This is a genomic window from Dasania sp. GY-MA-18 (assembly GCF_024734385.1).
Lineage (GTDB): Bacteria > Pseudomonadota > Gammaproteobacteria > Pseudomonadales > Dasaniaceae > Dasania > Dasania phycosphaerae.
Genome location: NZ_JANHAP010000010.1, coordinates 82,968 through 103,581, shown reverse-complemented (window position 1 = coordinate 103,581; position 20,614 = coordinate 82,968). Strand labels below are relative to the sequence as shown.

Sequence of the window (20,614 nt, the reverse complement as noted above, 5' to 3'; positions counted from 1 at the left end):
CAAAATTCCAGTTTTTGCTTGTAATCCCTTATTTTTCAACTAGTTTTTAGTTTTGAAACTAAGGGTGTAGAGAAGTTGGCATACAAGTTGATATGTAAACACCCAAGTGATGAAAGGCACTGGCAAAATTTTAATGGGGTCAGACGACCTCAATAAAGTAAATGTTACCTTAGGAGAAACACAATGAAAAAAGTACAAAAGGGTTTTACCTTAATTGAATTAATGATCGTGGTGGCGATAGTGGGTATTTTGGCGGCTACAGCTTTGCCAGCTTATCAAGATTACACAATTCGTGGACGTGTTACAGAAGGTTTAGCGATGGCTTCTGAGATTAAGTTAATAATTGGCGACAATGCTTCAAATGCAACTCCTGACGCTAATGGTGGTTTGGCTGCAGGTATGCGCAATGCCGGTCTGAACGTTGCAGCTACAGGTGCAGCCCAATTATGTAGTGCTGCAGGTGTTTGTACTAGCGTTGTAGGTGATGCTGCCGGTACTGGTGTTGGTTCACCAAGTGTAATATCTCTTGCAGTAACTACGGCGACAGGTCAGATCGATATTGCTTATACAAGTCGTGTGGATGTACCTGCGCGTAACACTTTGGTTTTAATTCCTTCGGCTAATAATGCTCCATTAGTTGCTGGTACGCCTCCAACAGGTCCAATTATTTGGAATTGTTTTGCTGCGGGTAGAGGTGCTGCAGGTGCTATTGCTGCTCCAGCAGCAGCGACTCTGTTGGCTAAATATGCGCCAGCAGCTTGTAGATCATAATAAGCGAAACCTTTTTAAAAGCAGTGCTGATTAATCAGTGCTGCTTTTTTTATGTTTGTTTTTTAAGAGATGTTGTTCTTGGGGTTGTTTCGGTTAGTTTTTTAGGAAGATAGCTTAAGAGTTTTAATGATGCTTACGGTTTTATCGGCAAAAAATCGCCTACACGCTTCGCTAATTCATTTAGTTTATTGTGCTGTAATAGCATTTATAGTGGTGCTGGTTGTTTTCGGAGTTTGGTATCCTGGTGAGTTGGCCGCAGCTGCAGGAGTGACAGATATATTTCTATTGCTGTTATTGGTAGATATATGTTTAGGTCCTCTGCTTACATTGGTTGTGTTTAATAAGGCTAAGCAAGAGTTAGCTAGGGATTTATTAATAATATTTTTGTTTCAATTGACTGCTCTGGTAGGTGGGATTTATACGGTTTTTATAGCTCGGCCTGTATATGTAGTGTTTGCTGTTGATAGGTTTGAGCTGGTATATGCTAATGATTTAACTCGAGAGGATTTATTACAGGCGACATATCGGGAGTATCAATCGGTGCCTTTATGGGGACCGAAATGGATAGCAGCAATGGCACCAGATTCAGCTCAAGAGCGTCAAGATATGCTGTTTAAGGCTTTGGGTGAGGGGCGTGATTTGGCGCAAACTCCGCAATATTACCAGCCTTACGAAACCGCCAAGCCAAGAATTAGAGAAAAAATATATCCCCTAGCGCGCTTAAAAGAGTTTAACTCGCAGGCTGATCCGATGCTTATAGAGTTGCTAAGTCGTTACTCTTTAGAGCCATCATTTTATGGTTTTATTCCTTTAGAGTCTGAGGTGTTAGACCTTGTTGTGGTGATTAATAATCAGACTGCAGAGGTTGAAGAAGTTGTTAAGCTGAAGCCTTGGCACTATTAAAGGCCTAAATTGTTGCCTTGAGTGATACTATCTATGTTTATCCCTCATTGGTAGTTTTTTGATTACAGCATTAAGCTCTTGGGTTGGTTTAATGCTGTTTGAGCCCGTTGTTGGGTTAATGCAGAAAATGTTGTGGTTTATAAAATAAACATGATAAAGGAGATGATGAGAGGGGTAGCGAGGACTGCTATGTTATGATGTACTCAAACAAACCGCATAGACAAATCCACCGCCCGACAATGCTTAGTCAAACCCCCAATAGAAATATAATCCACCCCAGTCTCCGCGATAGGTAGCAAGGTTTCATCGGTTACATTGCCTGATGCCTCTAGTTTAGCTTTGCCCGCTGTTAAGGCCATGCTCTCGCACATCATGGCTAGGCTGAAGTTATCCAGCATAATGATGTCGGCGCCTGCTTCTAAGGCTAGCTTTAATTCGGCGATATTTTCCACTTCTATTTCTACAGGCTTGCCCGGTGCTTGCTGTTTAGCTGTGCTTACGGCGTTGTTGATGCCGCCGCAGGCTGCGATGTGGTTTTCTTTAATTAGGAAGGCGTCGTATAAGCCTATGCGATGATTGTAGCAGCCGCCTTGGGTAACGGCGTATTTTTGGGCGTTGCGTAGGCCGGGTATGGTTTTACGCGTGTCTAGCAGTTTTACTTTGGTGTCGGCCACTATGTCGGCGTAATGTTGGCAGATGGTGGCGGTGCCTGACAGTAGCTGTAAAAAGTTGAGTGCGGTGCGTTCGCCGGTAAGCAGGCTTCTAGCCGGACCGCTTAATTCAAACAAGACTTGATCTGCCAGCACTAGGTCGCCATCGTTGACTTGCCAAGTCACAGTTACGCTGGGGTCTAGTTGTTTGAATACTTCATTAACCCAGGCTTGGCCGCAAATAATGGCGGGCTCGCGGGTAATAATACGAGCGTGAGCCTGTTCGGTAGCGGGGATTAGCTGCGCGGTAATATCGCCATCGCCTATGTCTTCGGCTAGGGCGTGGCTTACGGTGCTGGCTAAATCTTGCTGGGCGTAGTGCGGTAGTGTCATGTGCGGATTTTATCGTTAGTCTAAAGATTGGCTATTCTAGCAGCTTAGTATTATTGCCGCAGTATTAGCAATTCACCTTTTTGAGTAAATTCTAATTGTTTGAGGGCGCTCATACCTAGCAAAACCACCTCGCCGTTCATGCCGGGGTTGATGCTGGCTTTAACATTGTGCAGGCTGATGTTACCAAAGCTTAGATGTTTAATCTCAGTGCTGTAAGCGGTGGCCGTACCATTGGCGGTGTTTACTTGCTGCGCTAGCCCGCGCTTTAATTGCAGGCGCTGAGCCAGCCGGCTTGGCACGGCCACATGAGTGGCACCGGTATCTAATAAAAACACCACTGCCTGCTGATTGATAGTGCCGCTGACAATGTAATGGTGTTGGCGATTGGGGTGTAGCACTACCTCCCTAAGCCCTTGTGTTTGTTGGCTTTGAGGTTGTTGGTTGGGGTTGAATTCATCCTCATACCACTGCTGAAAGCCCGTGCCTAATAGCGCGATCATCATTACCCAAGCCATGATATACATGCCTGTGCCTAGTTTACGTTGCTGCGGTGGTTGATTCATGACTCTCTAAATAGTTGATTCATAACGAGTACGGGCGCCTGATTATGCTTTAATAACTAATTGTACTAGGGTTTATAACGGTATGGGGAGTATCTGTGACCAGGTTCTCGATATGGCGCAAAGAGGCGGGTTGCTGGGGAGTAAATCTTATACTATCAAGACAAGATAAATTTTTTAGCTTTGCGCTAGTGCATCACCGCGAAATACTATCAGCAGTGATTAAGTTTGAACCGGAGCGCGGGGATAGCGAGGAGAGTAATGGCTGATTTCGGCTTTACATCAAAAAATCAGACTAAGAACCAGGCAAAGATCGTGGCCATAGACAGCGCCTATATGCAGGCGCGCTTGCCCGCGGTATTTGTGGATATTAAAGAGCGTGCCCAGCAAAGCTGTATGCCTTTACTGCAGGCCCTGTTTGATCATGTTGACGATGCTCTCTTTGAAATGGCCGACAAGGCCGACAGCAATGCCGCTCAAAATATGTACTTTGAGTCCATGCGTGAAGTTAGGCTCAAGCGCCGCGGCATGGAGCTGCTGTTTTTAAAAACAATAGATGAAGCTTTTTTTGCAGCTGTTAGTGGCAACTCATCGGCCGCTGACCAAGAAGAGGTGCCTGCTTCTGAGTTGAGCTTGGTAGAGCACGACCAACTAGAAGAGCTAATGGCCAGCAGCTCGCTAGTCAGTAAGGCCGAAAAAAACTTTGTCGAGCCCTTAGCCTTAATTATGGCGCGCCTCAATGCCTTATTAGGCGAGCAGCCTACCCTTACCGCAGCAAGCAATCCGCTAGGCCCCGCTGTTATTTGTAAAGCTTTTATGGCCGCTTGCGAAAGTTTAGATACCGATATCAATACCAAGCTAGTGCTATTTAAATTATTTGATCGCTATGTCATTGCGGGCTTGGGTTCTGTTTATAGCGCCTGCAATGCACATTTGGCCAGTTCGGGCGTATTGGCCGATGCTAATGCCGCTAATTTGGTGAGCGGGGCAAGTAAAGGCGCTACGCCGCAAGACAGCGCAAGTGCAGTATTTGCTAATTTACAGGCACTGCTCAAGGCTGCCCCTCATGCTAGCGCCAGCCAGCAAGCGGTGGGTTTGCAGGCGGCCGGTGATGCCCCACAAATTCCACGCGACAGCCTGATGGCTTTATTACAGTTAGTGCAGCAGCAGGCCGCGCAAAGCGCCGAGAACTCTGCCGCACAGTTAGATATACAGCAAGCCTTAAACAGCTTGTGCATGGAGCGCATGCCGGGCCAGGCTTTAAGCATAGGGCAGGTGGATGATGACACCATCAATCTGGTGTCTATGTTATTTCAATTTGTGTTAGAGGACCGCAACCTCGCCGCCCCTATTAAAACTCAGCTCTCGCGCATGCAAATACCCATAGTGCGTATAGCCATGCAAGATAAAAGCTTTTTCAGTCGCGGTGGCCACCCCGCCAGAAAGCTGCTTAATGCCATGGCCACTGCCGCATTGGGCTGGGAAGAGCCGCAGCAATTAGATCGCGACCCGTTGTATAAAAAAATTGGCGCCATTGTCGATCAATTGTTAGAGGACTACGACAACAACGCCGAATTATTTGATGACATACTCAGTGACTTTAATGCCTTTTTAGAGCTAGAGCGTCGCCGCGCAAGCTTGATAGAGCAGCGTACCCTCGATGCCGAAGATGGCAAGGCGAAATCAGAGTTAGCGCGCGCTGCGGTTAAGCAGTTGCTGCAAGAAAAACTGCAAGGCGTAGACTTACCGCCAGCTGTTATGAGCTTATTGCAAGACGCTTGGAGCAATGTGCTGTTTCTTATCAACTTAAAAGAAGGCCAGGCTAGCCACGACTGGACCGAGGCCGTACAAGTGGTAGATGACTTGCTGTGGAGCGTGTCACCCATGGATACAGGTGCCGACCGTAAGCGCTTACTACAGCTAATCCCCAGCTTATTAAACGCCCTGCGTAAAGGTCTAACCCAGGTTGCCTTCAACCCCTTCGAGATGAACCGGCTATTTGATGAGTTAGAAAACATACACCTAGCGCAATTAAAGCAGCCCTTGGCGGCTGCAGCGCAAACTATACCCACCTTATCGGAGCCCTTGGAACAACATGATGAGCAGCTCATTAGTGCTACTAATGAACCTGCACCTGAGGCCAAACCTGAGGCCAAAATAGATAGCACAGCAGCGCAACCACAAAACCAACAGCCCGCGCAGCCTGCAGCGCTTGAGCCGGTTGCAGCACAGGCCAGCCCACAGCCACCTAAAGAAGAGCTTGCTCAAGCCGCTGGCGAGCAAACGCTAGATCAACTGTTAGAAGGCCGAAAACAACCCGCCGCTAACGCCAGCGCCGATGAGCTATTGGCTGAGCTAGAGGAGTTGGACGAGCTAGAAGGCTTTGGCGAAGACAGTGACAGCTCCCAGCCTCTGCCGGCCATCAGCCCCGAGCAAGCGCCTAGCAACCACCGCGTCGACCAATTAGCGGTAGGCAGCTGGCTGGAAATGTTGCAGGACGATGGCTCTAAACTGCGTTGTCGTTTAGCGGCCATTATTCGCGGCACAGGCAAATACATTTTTGTTAACCGGGCCGGTATCAAAGTCGCCGAGCATACTAGAGCATCCCTGGGGCAGGCGGTAGACGAAGGTGATGTTTCGTTATTGGATGATGGCCTGCTGTTTGATAGAGCGCTGGAGTCGGTCATAGGTAACCTGCGCGAAATGAAATCACAGAGTGCTTCCTAGCCCTGTGGCTACGCTATAGCTGGTGAAGCCGCCGCCTAACGGTGTATGATTGCCCCCATAAAAACGGCAATAAATGGGGGGCGCGCTTGAGTACAGTAAAATGCCAGGGTCATTGGTTGGCCACCAGCGCCACTTGCCGGCATGTGCCTTCGCCCAACTACAATGCGCGCCCTCAGCCGCAAACCATTAGCTTATTAGTCATACACAACATCAGCTTACCTGCCGGTGAGTTTGCCACCCCCTATGTAGAACAGTTATTTACCAATTGCCTAGATTGCCAGGCCCACCCCAGTTTTCACGACTTGGCGCAACTACACGTTTCTGCACATTTGTTTATTAACCGGGCCGGTGAGGTTTGCCAGTTTGTGCCTTTTGATCAACGCGCTTGGCATGCCGGGCAGTCCAGCTTTGCGGGGGTGGCCAATTGCAATGACTACAGTATAGGAATAGAACTAGAGGGGACTGACGATATTGCCTATACTCAGGCGCAATATAATAAGCTCGCCGAAGTTAGCCATTACCTACAGGCCTATTACCCGGCGATTACCCGCGACAGGATTACCGGGCACAGCACTATCGCCCCCGGTCGCAAAACCGACCCTGGCCCTGCCTTTGATTGGCCTTACTTTTACCAGCTATTGGAGTTGCAATGATCTTCTTTTCCATTTTGATTGTGTTGGCTATTTTGCAGATTTGGGGTTCGCAGCAGTCTATGCATAAAGATGGCTGGTTACAGCCATGGCTGCAGTGCATTAGCGATAAAATAACCAACCCGGCGATTAGCTTAGCGCTGATAGTACTGCTGCCACTGTTGGCCGTGGCACTGCTGGATCTTTTACTTGCCGATGTCTTGTTTGGTTTGCTGTCACTGGTTTTCTATGTGCTGGTGCTACTGTATAGCTTAGGTCGCGGCGAGTTTAGCGAGGCTATAGACCACTACTTAATGAGTTGGCGGGCGGGCAATTTTGAATCGGCCTACCAAAAAGCGACAGCCATAGGTGATTTTCACCAAAGCGAGGCCATAGACGATCCGCAAACGCTGCACAACACTGTGCGCGCCGCCCTATTATACGAAGGCTACCAGCGCTGGTTTGCGGTGGTGTTTTGGTTCTTAGTGCTGGGTCCCGCCGGTGCTTTGGCCTATAGGCTGTGTTATTTGACGGGGCGTATCAACGTACATGCCGATGGCGATCAAGATGAACCACTGCAGCAGCAGGCCTTGCAGGTGACTCACTACTTAGATTGGCTACCTGCTCGCTTATTGGCAGGTGCTTTTGCGCTAACCGGCCGCTTTGAAACCACTGCCCAATACCTGCTGGCACAGGGGCGCGATAACAAGCCGCTACCGGAGCTATTAGATAGCTGTGCCCTGGCCGCGCTACACGACGACACCAAGGTGTTTTTATCCAGCGAGCCCGAGCAGGCCATAGAGCAAGGCGAAAGAGAAATTAACGCCGTACAGGCTTTGCTATCGCGCAGCGTCATGTGTTGGCTGGTGGCTATCGCCCTATTACAGCTGATTTTATAAGCCAGGCCTAAGCTCAGTATGCGTATAGGTATAGACCTGGGCGGCAGTAAAATAGAAGCCGTGGCCTTTGATGCACAGCAGCAAATTGTTTTTCGCCAGCGGGTAGCGACTCCGCAAGGCGATTACGCCGCTACCCTCCGCAGTATTAAAGCCTTAGTAGAGCAAGCCGAAGCCCAGCTTAAACAGCCCTGTACCGTGGGCATAGGCACACCAGGTAGCGCCTCGGCGTTAACCGGTGCGATGAAAAACTGCAACTCCACCTGCTTAAACGGGCAGCACTTACCAGCCGACATAGAGGCGTTACTGGCCAGACCCGTGCGCATAGCCAACGATGCTAACTGCTTTGCGCTAAGCGAGGCTGTGGATGGCGCCGCCGCGCAAGCCGCGGTGGTATTTGGGGTGATTTTGGGTACTGGGGTGGGCGGCGGCCTAGTAGTTAATCAGCAGTTGCTAACCGGAGCTAACCATATAGCGGGTGAGTGGGGGCATAACCCCATGCCTAGTACGGCCATAACCTCCGAGCTAGTGGGCCGTACTTGCTACTGCGGGCGCCGTGATTGTGTAGAAACATATTTGTCGGGGCCGGGTTTAACCGAAACTTATAGGCGTATTAGCTCGCAGCCGTTAGCCGCCGAGCATATAGTAGCTGCCGCCGAGCAAGGCGATAAACAGGCCGGGCAAGCGTTGGCGTATTACCAGCAGCAATTGGCTATGGCGCTGGCCCAGGTGATTAATATCGTCGACCCCGATGTGATTGTTTTGGGCGGCGGTATGTCAAACACTGCCAGCCTCTATCAGCAGGTGCCGCGGCTGTGGTGCGAGCATGTGTTTAACGATGAGGTGCGTACGCAACTGCGCCCCGCTGTGCACGGTGATGCTAGTGGCGTTAGAGGTGCGGCTTGGTTGTGGCCTTAGCCAAGCGTTGTGGCGGTTAACTGCTTGAGATTTATTTTTGCTTGCATCGACATAGCCATGGCGGTCGATTATCATGCCTGCTGATTTTATGCTCTCTTAAAATTGAACGCTTTAAGCGACTTTAACGCAATGCGCCGCTAAAAATTTGTGGCGTGCTAGCTGCAAAGCTGGAGGGCTATGTTGACTATAACAAGAGGCAAAAAGGCAATTTCATGAAAAAGAATCACGTAGTTTTTATTTCGGCGGCATTAGCCAGTGCTGTTACCATGCAGGCCCGTGCAGAAGAGGCGGCTGCTGAAGCCGTTAGTTGTGAGGCTGCGGTAGCCGCTGCAAATGCTGCTTGTGAGCCAGCGCTTGTTACTGTTGAACAACCTAAAGCAGTCAAGCTGTGGTCTGGTGAGATAGATGCTAGCTATATCAATTTATCAGGTAATACTGAAGAAACTACCACCAGCGGTGCTATACACCTCACCCGTAAAAAAGACGCTTGGAAATATATTATTCACGCCGAGGGTTTGTCATCGGTAAAAGATGATGTGCGCACGGCTGAAAAATATTATGCCTACAATAAACTAAGCTATAACTTCTCAGAAAAAAGTTATTACTTTGGCATGCTTTCCTATACCGATGACAATTTTGGCGGCTATGACTATCAGTCTACGGCTATTGCTGGTTTAGGTCGCAACTTGCTCAACGTGGAAAACATGGTGTGGGATATAGAAGCGGGTTTGGGTTACAGGGTGAGTAAAATCGAAGCTGATGCCGATGCTATGGTGGCAGAAGATGATCAGGATGAAGCCATATTACGTTTGGCGACGCTGTACACCTGGACTATTAGTGATAGCGCAAACTTTTTGCAATCGCTATCTTCTGAAGTGGGTGAAGAGAACTCTATCAGCCAATCTGAAACGGCTTTAAAAGTTAAAATTAACAGTTCATTATCGTTAAAACTAGCTTATAAAATTAAGTACACCGATGAGGTTCCCGTAGATACTAAGCGTGCCGACAAAGAAACCTTGGTGAGCCTGTCTTACTCTTTTTAAGAGCAGCTAACTTAGTAAAAAACCGGCTCAGGCCGGTTTTTTTTATGCGTCTCACAACGGTTTAATGGTGATGGTGTTCATGCTTGGAAGTTTCTGGCTCAGCGGCAGCACCATGCTGGTGGTGGCCTAAATGTTGCCAAGGCGTTACTGCGGTTACCAAGCCTAGCGCTATCATTAATATAGCGGCGATAGCGCGCATTTTTTGTTGCCGCAAAAAAGCTAAGACTTTTTTACCGGCCATGCCGCTCACCAGCATAGAGGGCAGCGTGCCCAAGCCAAAGGCTAGCATTAGCAAGGCGGATTGCAGGCCGTTGGCCGTAGCTAAAGCCCAGCTTAGGGTGGAGTAAATTAAACCGCAGGGCAGCAGGCCCCACAATAGGCCCAGTTTTAACGCTTGGCTATTGCTGTGCACGGGCAGTAGTTTTTGCGTTAGGGGCTGCACGTGGCGCCATAAGTGGCTGCCTATTTTTTCTAAGCGGATCAGCCCCATCCACCAGCCAGCAATATAGAACCCCATAGCCACTAATAATAAACCGGCCAAGCTTCTTAACACTGGCCCTAGCAGCGGGGCATTAAGGGTTAGGGTTTCACCGACCAAACCCGCGATTAAACCTATGGCAGTGTAGGTGCTAATACGGCCGGCGTTGTAGGCCACTATGCGGCCATGGCCTTGGTTAGCTTGAAAACCTAAGGCGGCACTAATGCCACCACACATGCCTAGGCAATGGCTGCTGCCCATAATGCCCAATAAAAAAGCTGAGCCCAGTAGCCCTAAAAAAAGTTGATCGGCAAATAGCGTGTTAATAAAGACCAAGGCTTCATTCATGATTAGATTTTTCTGTTTCGCTGCGGTCCGTTTTTTTAGCGTCGTCATTAAATAAAATTTGCTGGCCTGCAGAATCTAGGTCATCAAATTGCTTGCTGTCTACCGCCCAAAAAAACAGTTTTACTGCCAGTGCGGTAAACAAAAGGGCAATGGGTATAAGTAGGTAAATAATATCCATAGGGTTAACTACCGGGCGTGTAGCCACTGTTATTACGCTGTAGCCGCAGCGCATTAATCAATACGATTAAGGAGCTTAGCGACATGCCTAGCGCGGCTAAATAGGGCGGGATTAAACCACAGGCCGCCAAGGGAATAATGCTGATATTGTACAGCAAGGCCCAAGCTAAGTTTTGTCGAATGATGCGCTGGGTGCGCGTGGCCATACTGTATAGCGTTAATATGCCCTTGAGCTGGCCGGATAATAAAATACAGTCGGCCTGGGTTTTTGCTACATCGGGGGCATTGGCCATGGCTACCGAAACATCTGCCGCGGCTAGCACCGGTATATCGTTAATGCCGTCCCCCAGCATCATTACCGGCCCCTGCTGCTGCAGCTGGCGTATGTAATTTAGTTTGTCGGCGGGGCTGGCAGAGGCTATGCAGTGATCCATGGCCAGCTGTTGGCTAAGCTGCTGCGCGCTGCCCGAGCTGTCGCCACTGAGCAAGTGTAGGGTAAAGCCCTGCTGTTTGAGTTGTTGCACCGTGTTGGCGGTGTCGCTGCGCAGCGGGTCGGATAGCTGAAACCAGGCGCAGGGGCCTTGGCTATTGCTTAATAATATCCACTGGCCTTGTTCTTGTTGCGGCGGGCTGGGCTGGTCGCCGTTATAAAAGGCGGCGGCAAAGCTGGCCTTGCCTATGCGATAGCGCTGGCCGTCCACCTCGCCTTCTAGGCCTTGATAGGGGGTGCTGCATACCTTGCTGGCCTGGCTGCGGCTGTAGCTGCTGAAAGCGGCGGCTATGGGGTGTTCCGAGCAGTTTTCCAGCTGGGCGGCGATGCGCAATACCTGTTCAGCTGCAAAGCCCTCGCAGCATAGGGTTTGCTCTATGCTGAGTTTGCCCTGAGTGAGGGTACCGGTCTTATCAAACACTATATGTTTGATTGCCGGTAGGCTCTCCCATAATTGCGCCTTGGCAACAAACACGCCGCTTTGGCGCAGGCGGTGGCCAGCGGTGGTAATGGCGGTGGGGGTGGCCAGTGATAAGGCGCAGGGACAGCTCACCACCAATACCGATAGGCTTACCCAAAAAGCTTGCTGGGCATCAATGCTTAGCCAGGTGAAATAAGTGGCGGCGGCAATCAATAGCACGGCACTAATAAAATACAGCGATAGCCTATCGGCTAATATCGCCACTTTGGGCTTGCTGTGTTGGCCCTGATTAATTAACTGGGCGATGGATTCCAATTGCAGTTTGGCGCCGGTGGCGGTGACGCGCATGCTCAGGGGGTTGCTGACATTGATGGTGCCGGCAATCAAGCTGTCGCCACAGCCTTTATTGAGGGGGGTAAACTCACCGGTGAGTTGGGCTTCGTTAATGCTGCTTTGCCCTTCAACTATGATGCCGTCGGCGGGTATGGTGTGGCCGGGTTTAACCAGCAATATATCGCCTTGCTGTATATTAAATAGCGGCACCGCCTGCTGACTTTTTTCGCCGTTATGGGTGTCTATACGGGTAGCTGTGCTGGGCAGCAAGCTTTGCAGGTGGCTGCTGAGGCGGCCGTGGTAGTGGCGCGCGCGCATCTCTACATAGCGCCCGGCTAGCAGTAAAAAGGTAAACATGGTGACGGAATCAAAATACACTTCACCGCTGCCACTAAAGGTGGCGCGTAGGCTGGCGCTATAGGCCAGGCCTATGGCAATGGCGACGGGCAAGTCCATCACCGGCTTGGCTTTTTTAATGCCTTGCCAGGCGCCAATAAAAAAGCTGCGGGCGGAATAAAACACCACCACCGTGGCCATCAGCATACTGATAACACGCATATAATTGCGGTTGTCGTCGCTGATGTGCTGCATTTCGCCGGCATAAAGGGCTATGGCAAACATACCCACTTGCATCATGCCTATGCCTGCTATACCTAAGCGGCGCAGGGCGGTGCGCTGCTCGCGTTGTTGTAGTTCTAACAGTTGATCGTGGTGATAGGGCTCGGGCTCATAGCCTATGGCCGCTATGCTTTGGCAAATTTGGCTGAGCTTAAGCTGCTCGCCCTGCCAGCTGATAATGGCTTTTTGTGCCGCCAAGCTCACCGAAACTTTGACTAGACCATTAAGCTGTGACAATTGTTTTTCTAGCAGCCACACGCAGGCGGCGCAGTGCATGCCGCCTATTAGCAGTTCCGTCTCTACTACTTGGCCCTGCGGCTTAACAAAGCGTTGCTGAAAATCGGGCAGGTCGAAGGCGGCAAACTTTTCTGCTAATAGTGAGAGTTGCGGGCGCTGCTCGCTACCTTGTTGTTGCTGGGACAGTTGGTATTGATAGAAAGCGCCCAGGCCGCCAGCATGAATAGTTTGAGCCACCGCCATGCAGGCCGGGCAGCAAAAACCTCGTGTGCTGCCATCCAGCTCACATTCAAAGCGGTCACCGGCCATAATGGGTAGCTGGCAGTGGTAGCAGGCCGCGCGCTGGGTGTTTGAGCTGTTAGGCATGATTTAGCGATTGGGCTTAGGGTGTGAAGCTAAGGCTAATACGTTCAGCATCATTAGTGCTGGCATCCAGTTCAGTACTAAGGCGCCAGCTCTTATCATCGCTAGACGGGCTGCTTTGGTCGCTTAGCTGTAGGTACCAGCGATGAGTGAGGCCTTGTTTAAGCTGGCCTATATACAGATTGTCGTGGCGTTTGATTAGCTCCACGCCAAAGTCCATAGTTTGAGCAGCGGGGTGTATAAAATCCAGCTGCAGCTTATTGGGCAGGCTGTCTAAATCGGCCTGCAAAGCAAGTTGTAGGCCGCCGGTTACGCTGTCTAGGGTGAGGGTTGCCTGTATATTGTGCTGGCGGGCAAATTTATCGTGGGCTAGGTCGCTGTTTATGGCCAGCCCCGCTTTGTAATAATCATCGCGCACTAGGCTGTCTTCATTTTTTACCGCAATGATAATTGTGATTACGCCGGCCACAATTGCTAGAGCGGGGAAAAAAATAAGAAACCATAACCAAAATTGCTGGTACCAGGGGGCGGGTTGTTTGTCGTTATCAGGGGTGTTCATTAAGGAGTTCCTGGGCCTATAAAGCGGCTTTCTACGCTCATGTGTATGTCGGGGTCATCTTGTGAGGTGATGTGGTAGTAAATGGTGCTGTTTAAGCGTTGTAATTGCTCGGGGGCGATATTAATACGCAGCGGCAATTCAACAATTTCACCCGCGCTTAAGGTCTTTTGATTGTCGCCCTTAAGTTGCGCCTGCTCTAGGCCGCTAAAGGCAATCTTAAACGTGTGGGGGCGTTGATCTTTGTTCATGATTTTTAGCACATACATATTTTCTATACGGCCTTCGGGGGTGCGCTGGTAGAGCTTACCGCGCTCGCGCACTACGTCGGCCTCTAATGGCACGCGGGTCAGTAGGCTGTAACCAAAGGCCGTGAGCATAATCAGCAAGGCGGCCGCGTAGGCGATAAAGCGCGGGTGGTAGCGGTTGCCGGGGTAGCCTTCCAGCTCGTGCTCGGTGGTGTAGCGGATTAGGCCGCGCTCATAACCCATCTGGTCCATCACGCTATTACAGCCGTCTATGCACAGGGCGCAGTTAATACACTCCACTTGTAGGCCATCGCGTATGTCTATGCCGGTGGGGCATACTTGTACACAGATATTGCAGTCTACACAGGCGCCTAGGTTTTCTTTTTCCAGGTCAGCGTCTTTTTTGCGCGAGCCTCTGGGTTCGCCGCGCTTAGCGTCGTAGGAAACTAATAGCGTATCTTTGTCGAACATCACCGATTGAAAGCGGGCATAGGGGCACATGTAAATACAGACTTGCTCGCGCATATAGCCCGCGTTGATATAGGTGGCGCAGGTAAAAAAGGTGATCCACAGCGAGCCCCATAGGCCGTAATCTAAATGAAAAACCAAATCGTAAATGGGGGTGAAGTAGCCGACAAAGGTGACGCCGGTGGCTAAGGAAACCGTTACCCAAACCGTGTGTTTGGCCAGCTTGCGCCAAAACTTTTCCCAGTGCATGGGTTTGTTGTCTAGCTTGATGCGCTGGTTGCGGCTGCCTTCAAACTTTTGTTCGGCCCACATAAAAATGGCGGTCCACACCGTTTGCGGGCAGGTGTAGCCACACCAGATACGTCCCGCCCAAGCGGTGACGGTAAACAAGGCAAAGGCGGCAATAATTAAAATGCCCGCCAATAAATAAAAATCTTGCGGCCAGAAGGTCCAAAAAAAGATGTGGAATTGTCTAGCGGGTAGGTCAAATAAAACAGCGGGCTGGCCATTCCAGGTTAGCCACGGCACTATGAAATAGAGCAGTAGTAATGGCCAGCCCGTGTACACCCGAATCTTTTGGTAAAAACCTTCAATTTTGCGGGTGTAGATTTTTTCGCGTTTTTGGTAAAGGTCTAACTCGGCGACCCCAGCGGGGTGAAACTCTTCGACGGGATCGCGTTGTGTAGTCATTTTTACCTCAAACGTTGTACAAACTAATCGTTAAAACATATTGCTGTTATGTGATTGCTTATTGATTAGATAAGCTCCATACATAGGCGCTAAGCATATGGATTTTATCGGCACTGAGTAGCTCTTGGTGGGCAGGCATACGACCTGAGCGACCATTTTGCAAAGTGTGCTGAATTTGACCCATAGAGCCGCCGTATAACCAGACTTGGTCGGTTAGGTTAGGCGCACCAAAGGCGTAGTTGCCTTTGCCGTCTTTACCGTGACAGCTAGCGCAAAACATTTGGAATTTTTTGCCGCCTTCGGCTGCCAGTGCGGCATCGGCTTCACGACCATTTAAGCTGTACACATAGGCGCTAATTTCACGCACACCTTGGTCGCCTACGACATTACCCCACTGAGGCATGGCAGCTGTACGGCCGTGGGTGATGGTGGTTTTGATTTGCTCGGGGCTGCCGCCGTATAACCAATCGTTGTCGGTTAAGTTGGGGAAGCCGTAGCCGCCCGCTGCGTCAGCACCGTGACAAAGTGCGCAGTTATTGGCAAACATACGTTGCGCCATGCGCATGGCTTTAGGGTCTTGTGCTAGTTCTTCAATGGGGGTGGCTGAGTAGCCAGCAAATACATCGCCGTAGCGTTTTGCCGCTTCGTCAACTTCGGCCTGCCATTGGTTAACTGCGGTCCAGCCCAATACGCCGGGCCAGCTGCCCATACCGGGGTAGGCAATTAAGTAACCTACACCAAAAATAATGGTGGCCACAAAGCCTTGTATCCACCATAGCGGCATGGGGTTATCGTATTCGACTATGCCGTCATACTCGTGACCAGTAGTGGCATCGGGGCCGCGGTTTTGAGTTTTACGGTTAGCCATCAGTACCCAGCAGATACCAATTAAAAAGATAGTGGTTAGAATTATTATCCATGCACTCCAGAAAGGACTCATAGAGATTCTCCGTCTGATGATTGTTTGTCATCGGCAAAAGGTAAATTGGCTGCGTCATCAAAATCTTTCTTGCGCTTTTTGCTATAAGCCCATATGCATATGCTGATGAAGCCGATCAGGGCAAACACGGTTGCCAAGCCACGAAATGTATTAATGTCCATGCCAGTCTCCTCGCTTAGCGTTTGTGCTTAAGCAATAGGCCGAGGTTTTGTAAGTAGGCGATCAAGGCTTCTATTTCTACCTTGCCTGCTACCGCTTCTTTAGCGCCAGCAATGTCTTCATCGGTATAAGGCACACCCACAGTGCGCAGGGCGCGCATTTTAGCGGCCGTGTGCTCACCGGTTAAGCTGTTTTCAAACAACCAAGGGAAGGCGGGCATATTTGACTCGGGTACCACATCTCTAGGGTTCATTAAGTGAGCGCGATGCCAGTCATCAGAGTAGCGGCCGCCAACGCGGGCCAAGTCTGGGCCTGTACGCTTAGAGCCCCATAGGAAGGGGTGGTCGTAGACAGACTCACCCGCTACCGAGTAGTGGCCGTAGCGCTCAGTTTCTGCACGCATGGCGCGTATCATTTGTGAGTGGCAGTTGTTACAACCTTCACGTATATAAATGTCACGGCCTTCCAGTTGCAGCGCGGTATAAGGCTTAAGGCCTTCTACCGGCTCGGTGGTTTGCTTGATGAAAAATAAGGGTACGATTTCTACCAAGGCACCGAAGCTGATGGCAACGATAACCAGTACCAGCATGGCGCCTATGTTCTTTTCTATAAAATCATGATTCATGTTAACTATCCTCAGGCACTTAGGCGGCGCTGGCGGCAGGGTTAGTGGCCGCGGCTTCATTGTTGCGAGTGGTTTGCCATACGTTGTAAGCCATCACCAGCATGCCACCCAAGAAGGTGATGCCGCCGATTAGGCGCACGACATAGCCGGGGAAACTGGCTTCTACCGAGTCTACAAAGCTGTAAGTTAAGGTGCCGTCAGCGTTATACGCGCGCCACATTAGGCCTTGTAAAATACCGTTTACCCACATAGCGCTGATGTATAGCACGGTGCCTATGGTTGCCATCCAGAAGTGGACGTTGATTAAAGGCGTGCTGTACATGGCGTCTTTGTTAAACATCACGGGTACCAAGTGGTAGATGGCACCTATGCTGACCATCGCTACCCAGCCTAAAGCGCCTGAGTGTACGTGACCTATAGTCCAGTCGGTGTAGTGTGATAATGAGTTAACGGTTTTGATGGCCATCATCGGGCCTTCAAAGGTAGACATGCCGTAGAACGATAACGACACCACCAAAAAGCGCAAGATTGGGTCGGTGCGCAGTTTGTGCCAAGCGCCACTCAAGGTCATCATGCCGTTAATCATACCGCCCCAGCTGGGGGCTAATAGGATTAATGACATTACCATGCCTAAGCTTTGAGCCCAGTCGGGTAATGCGGTGTAGTGTAGGTGGTGAGGACCTGCCCAGATGTATAGCGAAATCAGTGCCCAAAAGTGCACAATCGATAAGCGGTAAGAGTAGACCGGGCGACCAGCTTGCTTAGGCACAAAGTAGTACATAATGCCCAAGAAACCTGCGGTTAAGAAAAAGCCTACTGCGTTATGGCCGTACCACCACTGCACCATGGCATCGGCTGCGCCTGCATAGGCGGAGTAGGATTTCATCATGCTCACGGGGATGGCGGCGCTGTTAACTATATGCAATACCGCAACGGTGAGTATAAAAGCACCATAAAACCAGTTGGCTACATAAATGTGGCTGGCTTTACGCTTGGAAATCGTGCCAAAAAACAGTACCGCATAGGCTATCCAGACTATGGCTAGGAGTATATCTATGGGCCATTCCAGCTCGGCGTATTCTTTAGAGCTGGTGTATCCCAGTGGTAAAGAGATAATGGCGCAGACTATCACTAGCTGCCAGCCCCAGAAAACAAAGGCCGCGAGCTTGTCGGAGATCAGCCTGGCTTGGCAGGTGCGCTGTACCACAAATAGTGAGGTAGCAAATAATGCCGAGCCACCAAAGGCAAAAATCACTAAGTTGGTGTGTAATGGGCGCAGTCGACTAAAGGTAAGCCAAGGTGTTTCGAAATTTAGCGCAGGCCAGGCCAGTTGTGATGCAATTAGCACCCCTACAGCCATTCCAATAACACCCCAGACCACGGTCATAACCGTAAACTGGCGTACCACCTTGTAATTGTATACAGGGTGCTCAAGCTGATTATTCATAAATAACCCTATGTTTTGAACGTTTGTTTTTTGTTAATACAGATATAGCGCCAGGCGTTATACCCATTGACTATCCAGGCTAAATCGCCTGTGATGAAAACCAGATTAATGTTGGTTTTGTAAAAGAGTCGTGTCTTAAAAGATGCCATCTTGCGGGGCTTGTCGCTTACATATCAGCGATTTCTTTTAAGGCCTCTAAATCTTTTAGAGAGATTTCCTTGCCATCCACATCGACAAGGTTTTGTTTTTTAAAGCGGCTAAAAACTCGACTGACTGTTTCTATGGTTAAACCTAGGTAATTGCCTATGTCGGTACGTGACATGGGCAGCCTAAATTGCGTGCCTGACAGTTTCCGGCGCACCATACGTGCTGAAATGCTAATTAGCAAGGCCGCAATGCGTTCTTCTGCAGAATTTTTACTCAGCAAGGTGATTAATTGTTGGTCGCTGGTTATTTCTTGGCTCATCAGCTGGAAAAAGTGACGCTGCATGTTGGGGATTTCGGTGCTGAGTGACTCTAAGCGGTCAAAGGGGATCTCGCAGATGGCGGCGGTTTCCAGGGTTTTGGCGGCATTGGCGTAGTGGCCGGTGCCTATACCATCCATACCTATGATTTCACCGGGAAAGTAAAAGCCGGTGACCTGTTCTTGGCCGTCATTGGTGAGGCGGTAGGTTTTAACGCTGCCTGAGCGTACCGCATACACCGCGGTGAACGGGTCGTTTTTGCGGTAGATATGGGCATTCTTGGCCAGTGGTCGGCCGCGTTGCACGATTTCGTCCAGCTTGATGATGTCATCTTCATGCATGGCCAACGGCAGGCAGATGCTGCCTAGGCGGCAGTCGTTGCAGGATATTTGATTGTTGTGCGGGCAGAGTTTTGCGCTGCTTGCTAGCTTGTTGCTCATGATGGCGTAGCTGTCCTCATCGCTAAAAGGGCTAAAGCGTACTGGAGTAGTGGGATTGGCTGTCATGATTCAGGTAGTTATCGAAAGTCATACAGATATTTCGCAACAGGGGCCGCCCCTTTAAGGTGACGCGGATTTTATCACTCTCCATAAGGATTAAGCCATCTTTTTGCAGGTATTTTAGTGTTTCCAAGCAGTCGTTGAAGTACTGCTTAAAGTCTATTTGGAACTGCTTTTCCAGCTGTTTGATGTTTAGCTGCCGGTTGCAGATTAACTGGCTGATTACCTGGCGCCGTATGTGGTCATCATGGCTTAGAGTCAAGCCGCGGGCTATGGCTAGCTGCTGGTTATCCAGGCGTTCGTAATAGCGCTCTAGGTCTTTCTCATTTTGGGCGTAGCTATGGGCCAGCGAGCTGATGGAGGAAACGCCCAGGCCGATAAGATCGGGGGCCAGGCAGGTGGAGTAGCCCTGGAAATTGCGCTGTAGCCGCCCCTCTTGCTGGGCAATGGCCAGTTCGTCATCAGGCTTTACAAAATGATCCATGCCTATATGGCAGTAGCCAGCGGTGCTGAGAGTTGTTTCTATTAGTGCCAGCATGGCTAGGCGCTGCTCGGCGGTGGGTAGGGCCTGGCGATCGATGGCGCGCTGGCTGCTAAAACGCGTAGGCAGGTGGGCGTAGTTATAAAAGGCGATGCGGTCGGGAGCTAGCTCAATTACCTGCGCTAAGGTGTGAGTCAATGAGTGCAGGCTTTGCTTGGGGAGGCCGTAAATGAGGTCGAAACTTAAGGAGTTAAATTGATGCAGCCTAGCGGTGTCGGTTAGTACCTGCAAGGTGTTAAAGGGTTGTACGCGGTTAATCGCTACTTGCACTTCGTGGTCGAAATCTTGTACGCCAAAGCTCAGGCGATTAAAGCCCAGGCCTCGCAGTAAGGCCAGGCGGTCAGAGTTAACCGTGCGCGGGTCTATCTCTATGCTGTATTCGCGCGAGGGCTGGTCACTCAGTTTAAAGTGCTGGCCCAGTAGGTGCATCAGTTCGGTGAGTTCAGCATCGCTTAAAAAGGTAGGAGTGCCACCGCCTAAATGCAGCTGGGTTACTGTGCGCTGTAGGCCTACCAGCTCGGCCTGTAGGCTAATCTCTTTTGCCAGATAGCTGAGATAGCGGCGGCCGGCACTGTGGTCGCGGGTGACGATTTTATTGCAGGCGCAGTAATAGCAAATGTTATGGCAGAAAGGGATGTGCACATACAGCGATAAGGGGGCAATAGTGCTGCCTTTTTGCTTTAGCAGCTCTTGTCGATATTCATTACAGCCAAAATTGGCTTGAAACTGTAAGGCGGTGGGGTAGGAGGTGTAGCGCGGCCCTGTCACATCATATTTATGGGGCTTAATGAGCCCGCAGTGGCTAGCGTTAGCGCTTGTTAAGCTGGCGTGATTGCTCATGGGTGTAGGCAGTCTAGTGATTGGCGTAGGGGTGGTAGTTTATAGGCTGTGGCTTGAGTTACGTTGATATGGATCAATAGTGCTGGTGATGAGGGGGGGGTGGAGTTGTCGGTATAGTTTACATCCGCGTAGGGCTTGCCTTGCCTTGTTTTTGTAACCTATTGTTTTTATAGTATTTTAT

At 50.2% G+C, this 20,614-nt stretch carries 20 protein-coding genes; 7 read left to right on the top strand and 13 right to left on the bottom strand.

The features are described 5' to 3' along the window. Nucleotides 1-183 precede the first annotated feature (183 nt). Both NO559_RS12890 and tfpZ read left to right on the top strand, forming a co-directional pair. Nucleotides 184-771, top strand: a complete 588-nt coding sequence (locus tag NO559_RS12890) for a pilin (protein WP_309149075.1) — start codon at nt 184-186, stop codon at nt 769-771. 126 nt (nt 772-897) lie between these two features. Further along, nucleotides 898-1,674 (top strand): TfpX/TfpZ family type IV pilin accessory protein, encoded by a 777-nt coding sequence (tfpZ, locus tag NO559_RS12885; RefSeq protein ID WP_258332259.1) that lies wholly within the window; start codon nt 898-900, stop codon nt 1,672-1,674. A 203-nt stretch (nt 1,675-1,877) separates the two neighbouring features. Here tfpZ and nadC read toward each other — a convergent pair whose 3' ends face one another. Together nadC and NO559_RS12875 are read right to left on the bottom strand one after the other, a co-directional pair. Next, nucleotides 1,878-2,717 (bottom strand): carboxylating nicotinate-nucleotide diphosphorylase, encoded by an 840-nt coding sequence (gene nadC / locus NO559_RS12880; RefSeq protein ID WP_258332258.1) that lies wholly within the window; start codon nt 2,715-2,717, stop codon nt 1,878-1,880. 50 nt (nt 2,718-2,767) lie between these two features. Next, nucleotides 2,768-3,280 (bottom strand): TIGR02281 family clan AA aspartic protease, encoded by a 513-nt coding sequence (locus NO559_RS12875; protein WP_258332257.1) that lies wholly within the window; start codon nt 3,278-3,280, stop codon nt 2,768-2,770. A 312-nt stretch (nt 3,281-3,592) separates the two neighbouring features. Between NO559_RS12875 and NO559_RS12870 the strand changes: the two genes are divergently transcribed. The 5 genes from NO559_RS12870 to NO559_RS12850 all read left to right on the top strand — a co-directional run bounded on the left by NO559_RS12870 (nt 3,593) and on the right by NO559_RS12850 (nt 9,490). Continuing rightward, nucleotides 3,593-6,004 (top strand): DUF1631 domain-containing protein, encoded by a 2,412-nt coding sequence (locus tag NO559_RS12870; RefSeq protein ID WP_258332256.1) that lies wholly within the window; start codon nt 3,593-3,595, stop codon nt 6,002-6,004. Between the two features lie 86 nt (nt 6,005-6,090). Next, nucleotides 6,091-6,657 carry a 1,6-anhydro-N-acetylmuramyl-L-alanine amidase AmpD gene (ampD, locus tag NO559_RS12865; RefSeq protein WP_258332255.1) on the top strand — a complete coding sequence of 189 codons (567 nt, stop codon included), beginning with the start codon at nt 6,091-6,093 and terminating at the stop codon, nt 6,655-6,657. Next, on the top strand, nt 6,654-7,532 hold the full coding sequence (gene ampE, locus NO559_RS12860) for a regulatory signaling modulator protein AmpE (RefSeq protein WP_258332254.1): 879 nt from the start codon (nt 6,654-6,656) through the stop codon (nt 7,530-7,532). The genes ampD and ampE overlap by 4 nt, the downstream gene beginning before the upstream one ends. A gap of 18 nt (nt 7,533-7,550) precedes the next feature. Then, nucleotides 7,551-8,447, top strand: coding sequence for an ROK family protein (locus NO559_RS12855; protein WP_258332253.1), 897 nt, complete (start codon nt 7,551-7,553; stop codon nt 8,445-8,447). Between the two features lie 212 nt (nt 8,448-8,659). Continuing rightward, entirely contained in the window at nt 8,660-9,490 is an 831-nt protein-coding gene (locus NO559_RS12850; RefSeq protein ID WP_258332252.1) for a YdiY family protein, read from the top strand. A 61-nt stretch (nt 9,491-9,551) separates the two neighbouring features. Here the strand turns inward: NO559_RS12850 and NO559_RS12845 are convergent, their stop codons facing one another. From NO559_RS12845 to hemN, 11 genes are all read right to left on the bottom strand, one after another. Continuing rightward, entirely contained in the window at nt 9,552-10,316 is a 765-nt protein-coding gene (locus NO559_RS12845) for a sulfite exporter TauE/SafE family protein (protein WP_258332251.1), read from the bottom strand. After that, nucleotides 10,309-10,494, bottom strand: coding sequence for a cbb3-type cytochrome oxidase assembly protein CcoS (gene ccoS, locus NO559_RS12840; RefSeq protein WP_258332250.1), 186 nt, complete (start codon nt 10,492-10,494; stop codon nt 10,309-10,311). Before ccoS ends, NO559_RS12845 begins: the two co-directional genes overlap by 8 nt. Before the next feature lie 4 nt (nt 10,495-10,498). Beyond that, nucleotides 10,499-12,958 carry a heavy metal translocating P-type ATPase gene (locus NO559_RS12835; protein ID WP_258332249.1) on the bottom strand — a complete coding sequence of 820 codons (2,460 nt, stop codon included), beginning with the start codon at nt 12,956-12,958 and terminating at the stop codon, nt 10,499-10,501. A 16-nt stretch (nt 12,959-12,974) separates the two neighbouring features. After that, a complete protein-coding gene (locus NO559_RS12830) occupies nt 12,975-13,514 on the bottom strand; it encodes a FixH family protein (protein ID WP_258332248.1) in 540 nt (179 codons plus the stop codon). After that, on the bottom strand, nt 13,514-14,917 hold the full coding sequence (gene ccoG / locus NO559_RS12825) for a cytochrome c oxidase accessory protein CcoG (RefSeq protein ID WP_258332247.1): 1,404 nt from the start codon (nt 14,915-14,917) through the stop codon (nt 13,514-13,516). The genes NO559_RS12830 and ccoG overlap by 1 nt, the downstream gene beginning before the upstream one ends. A gap of 58 nt (nt 14,918-14,975) precedes the next feature. Then, nucleotides 14,976-15,857 carry a cytochrome-c oxidase, cbb3-type subunit III gene (gene ccoP, locus NO559_RS12820; protein WP_258332246.1) on the bottom strand — a complete coding sequence of 294 codons (882 nt, stop codon included), beginning with the start codon at nt 15,855-15,857 and terminating at the stop codon, nt 14,976-14,978. Next, entirely contained in the window at nt 15,854-16,018 is a 165-nt protein-coding gene (locus NO559_RS12815; RefSeq protein ID WP_258332245.1) for a cbb3-type cytochrome c oxidase subunit 3, read from the bottom strand. The genes ccoP and NO559_RS12815 overlap by 4 nt, the downstream gene beginning before the upstream one ends. 14 nt (nt 16,019-16,032) lie before the next feature. Beyond that, nucleotides 16,033-16,641: a cytochrome-c oxidase, cbb3-type subunit II gene (gene ccoO / locus NO559_RS12810; protein WP_258332244.1), complete on the bottom strand. Its 609-nt coding sequence runs from the start codon at nt 16,639-16,641 to the stop codon at nt 16,033-16,035. A 19-nt stretch (nt 16,642-16,660) separates the two neighbouring features. Next, nucleotides 16,661-18,088 carry a cytochrome-c oxidase, cbb3-type subunit I gene (gene ccoN, locus NO559_RS12805; protein ID WP_258332243.1) on the bottom strand — a complete coding sequence of 476 codons (1,428 nt, stop codon included), beginning with the start codon at nt 18,086-18,088 and terminating at the stop codon, nt 16,661-16,663. 166 nt (nt 18,089-18,254) lie between these two features. Beyond that, entirely contained in the window at nt 18,255-18,992 is a 738-nt protein-coding gene (gene fnr, locus NO559_RS12800; RefSeq protein WP_258332336.1) for a fumarate/nitrate reduction transcriptional regulator Fnr, read from the bottom strand. Nucleotides 18,993-19,023: 31 nt separating this feature from the next. Then, nucleotides 19,024-20,433, bottom strand: coding sequence for an oxygen-independent coproporphyrinogen III oxidase (hemN, locus tag NO559_RS12795; protein ID WP_258332242.1), 1,410 nt, complete (start codon nt 20,431-20,433; stop codon nt 19,024-19,026). Nucleotides 20,434-20,614: the final 181 nt, after the last annotated feature.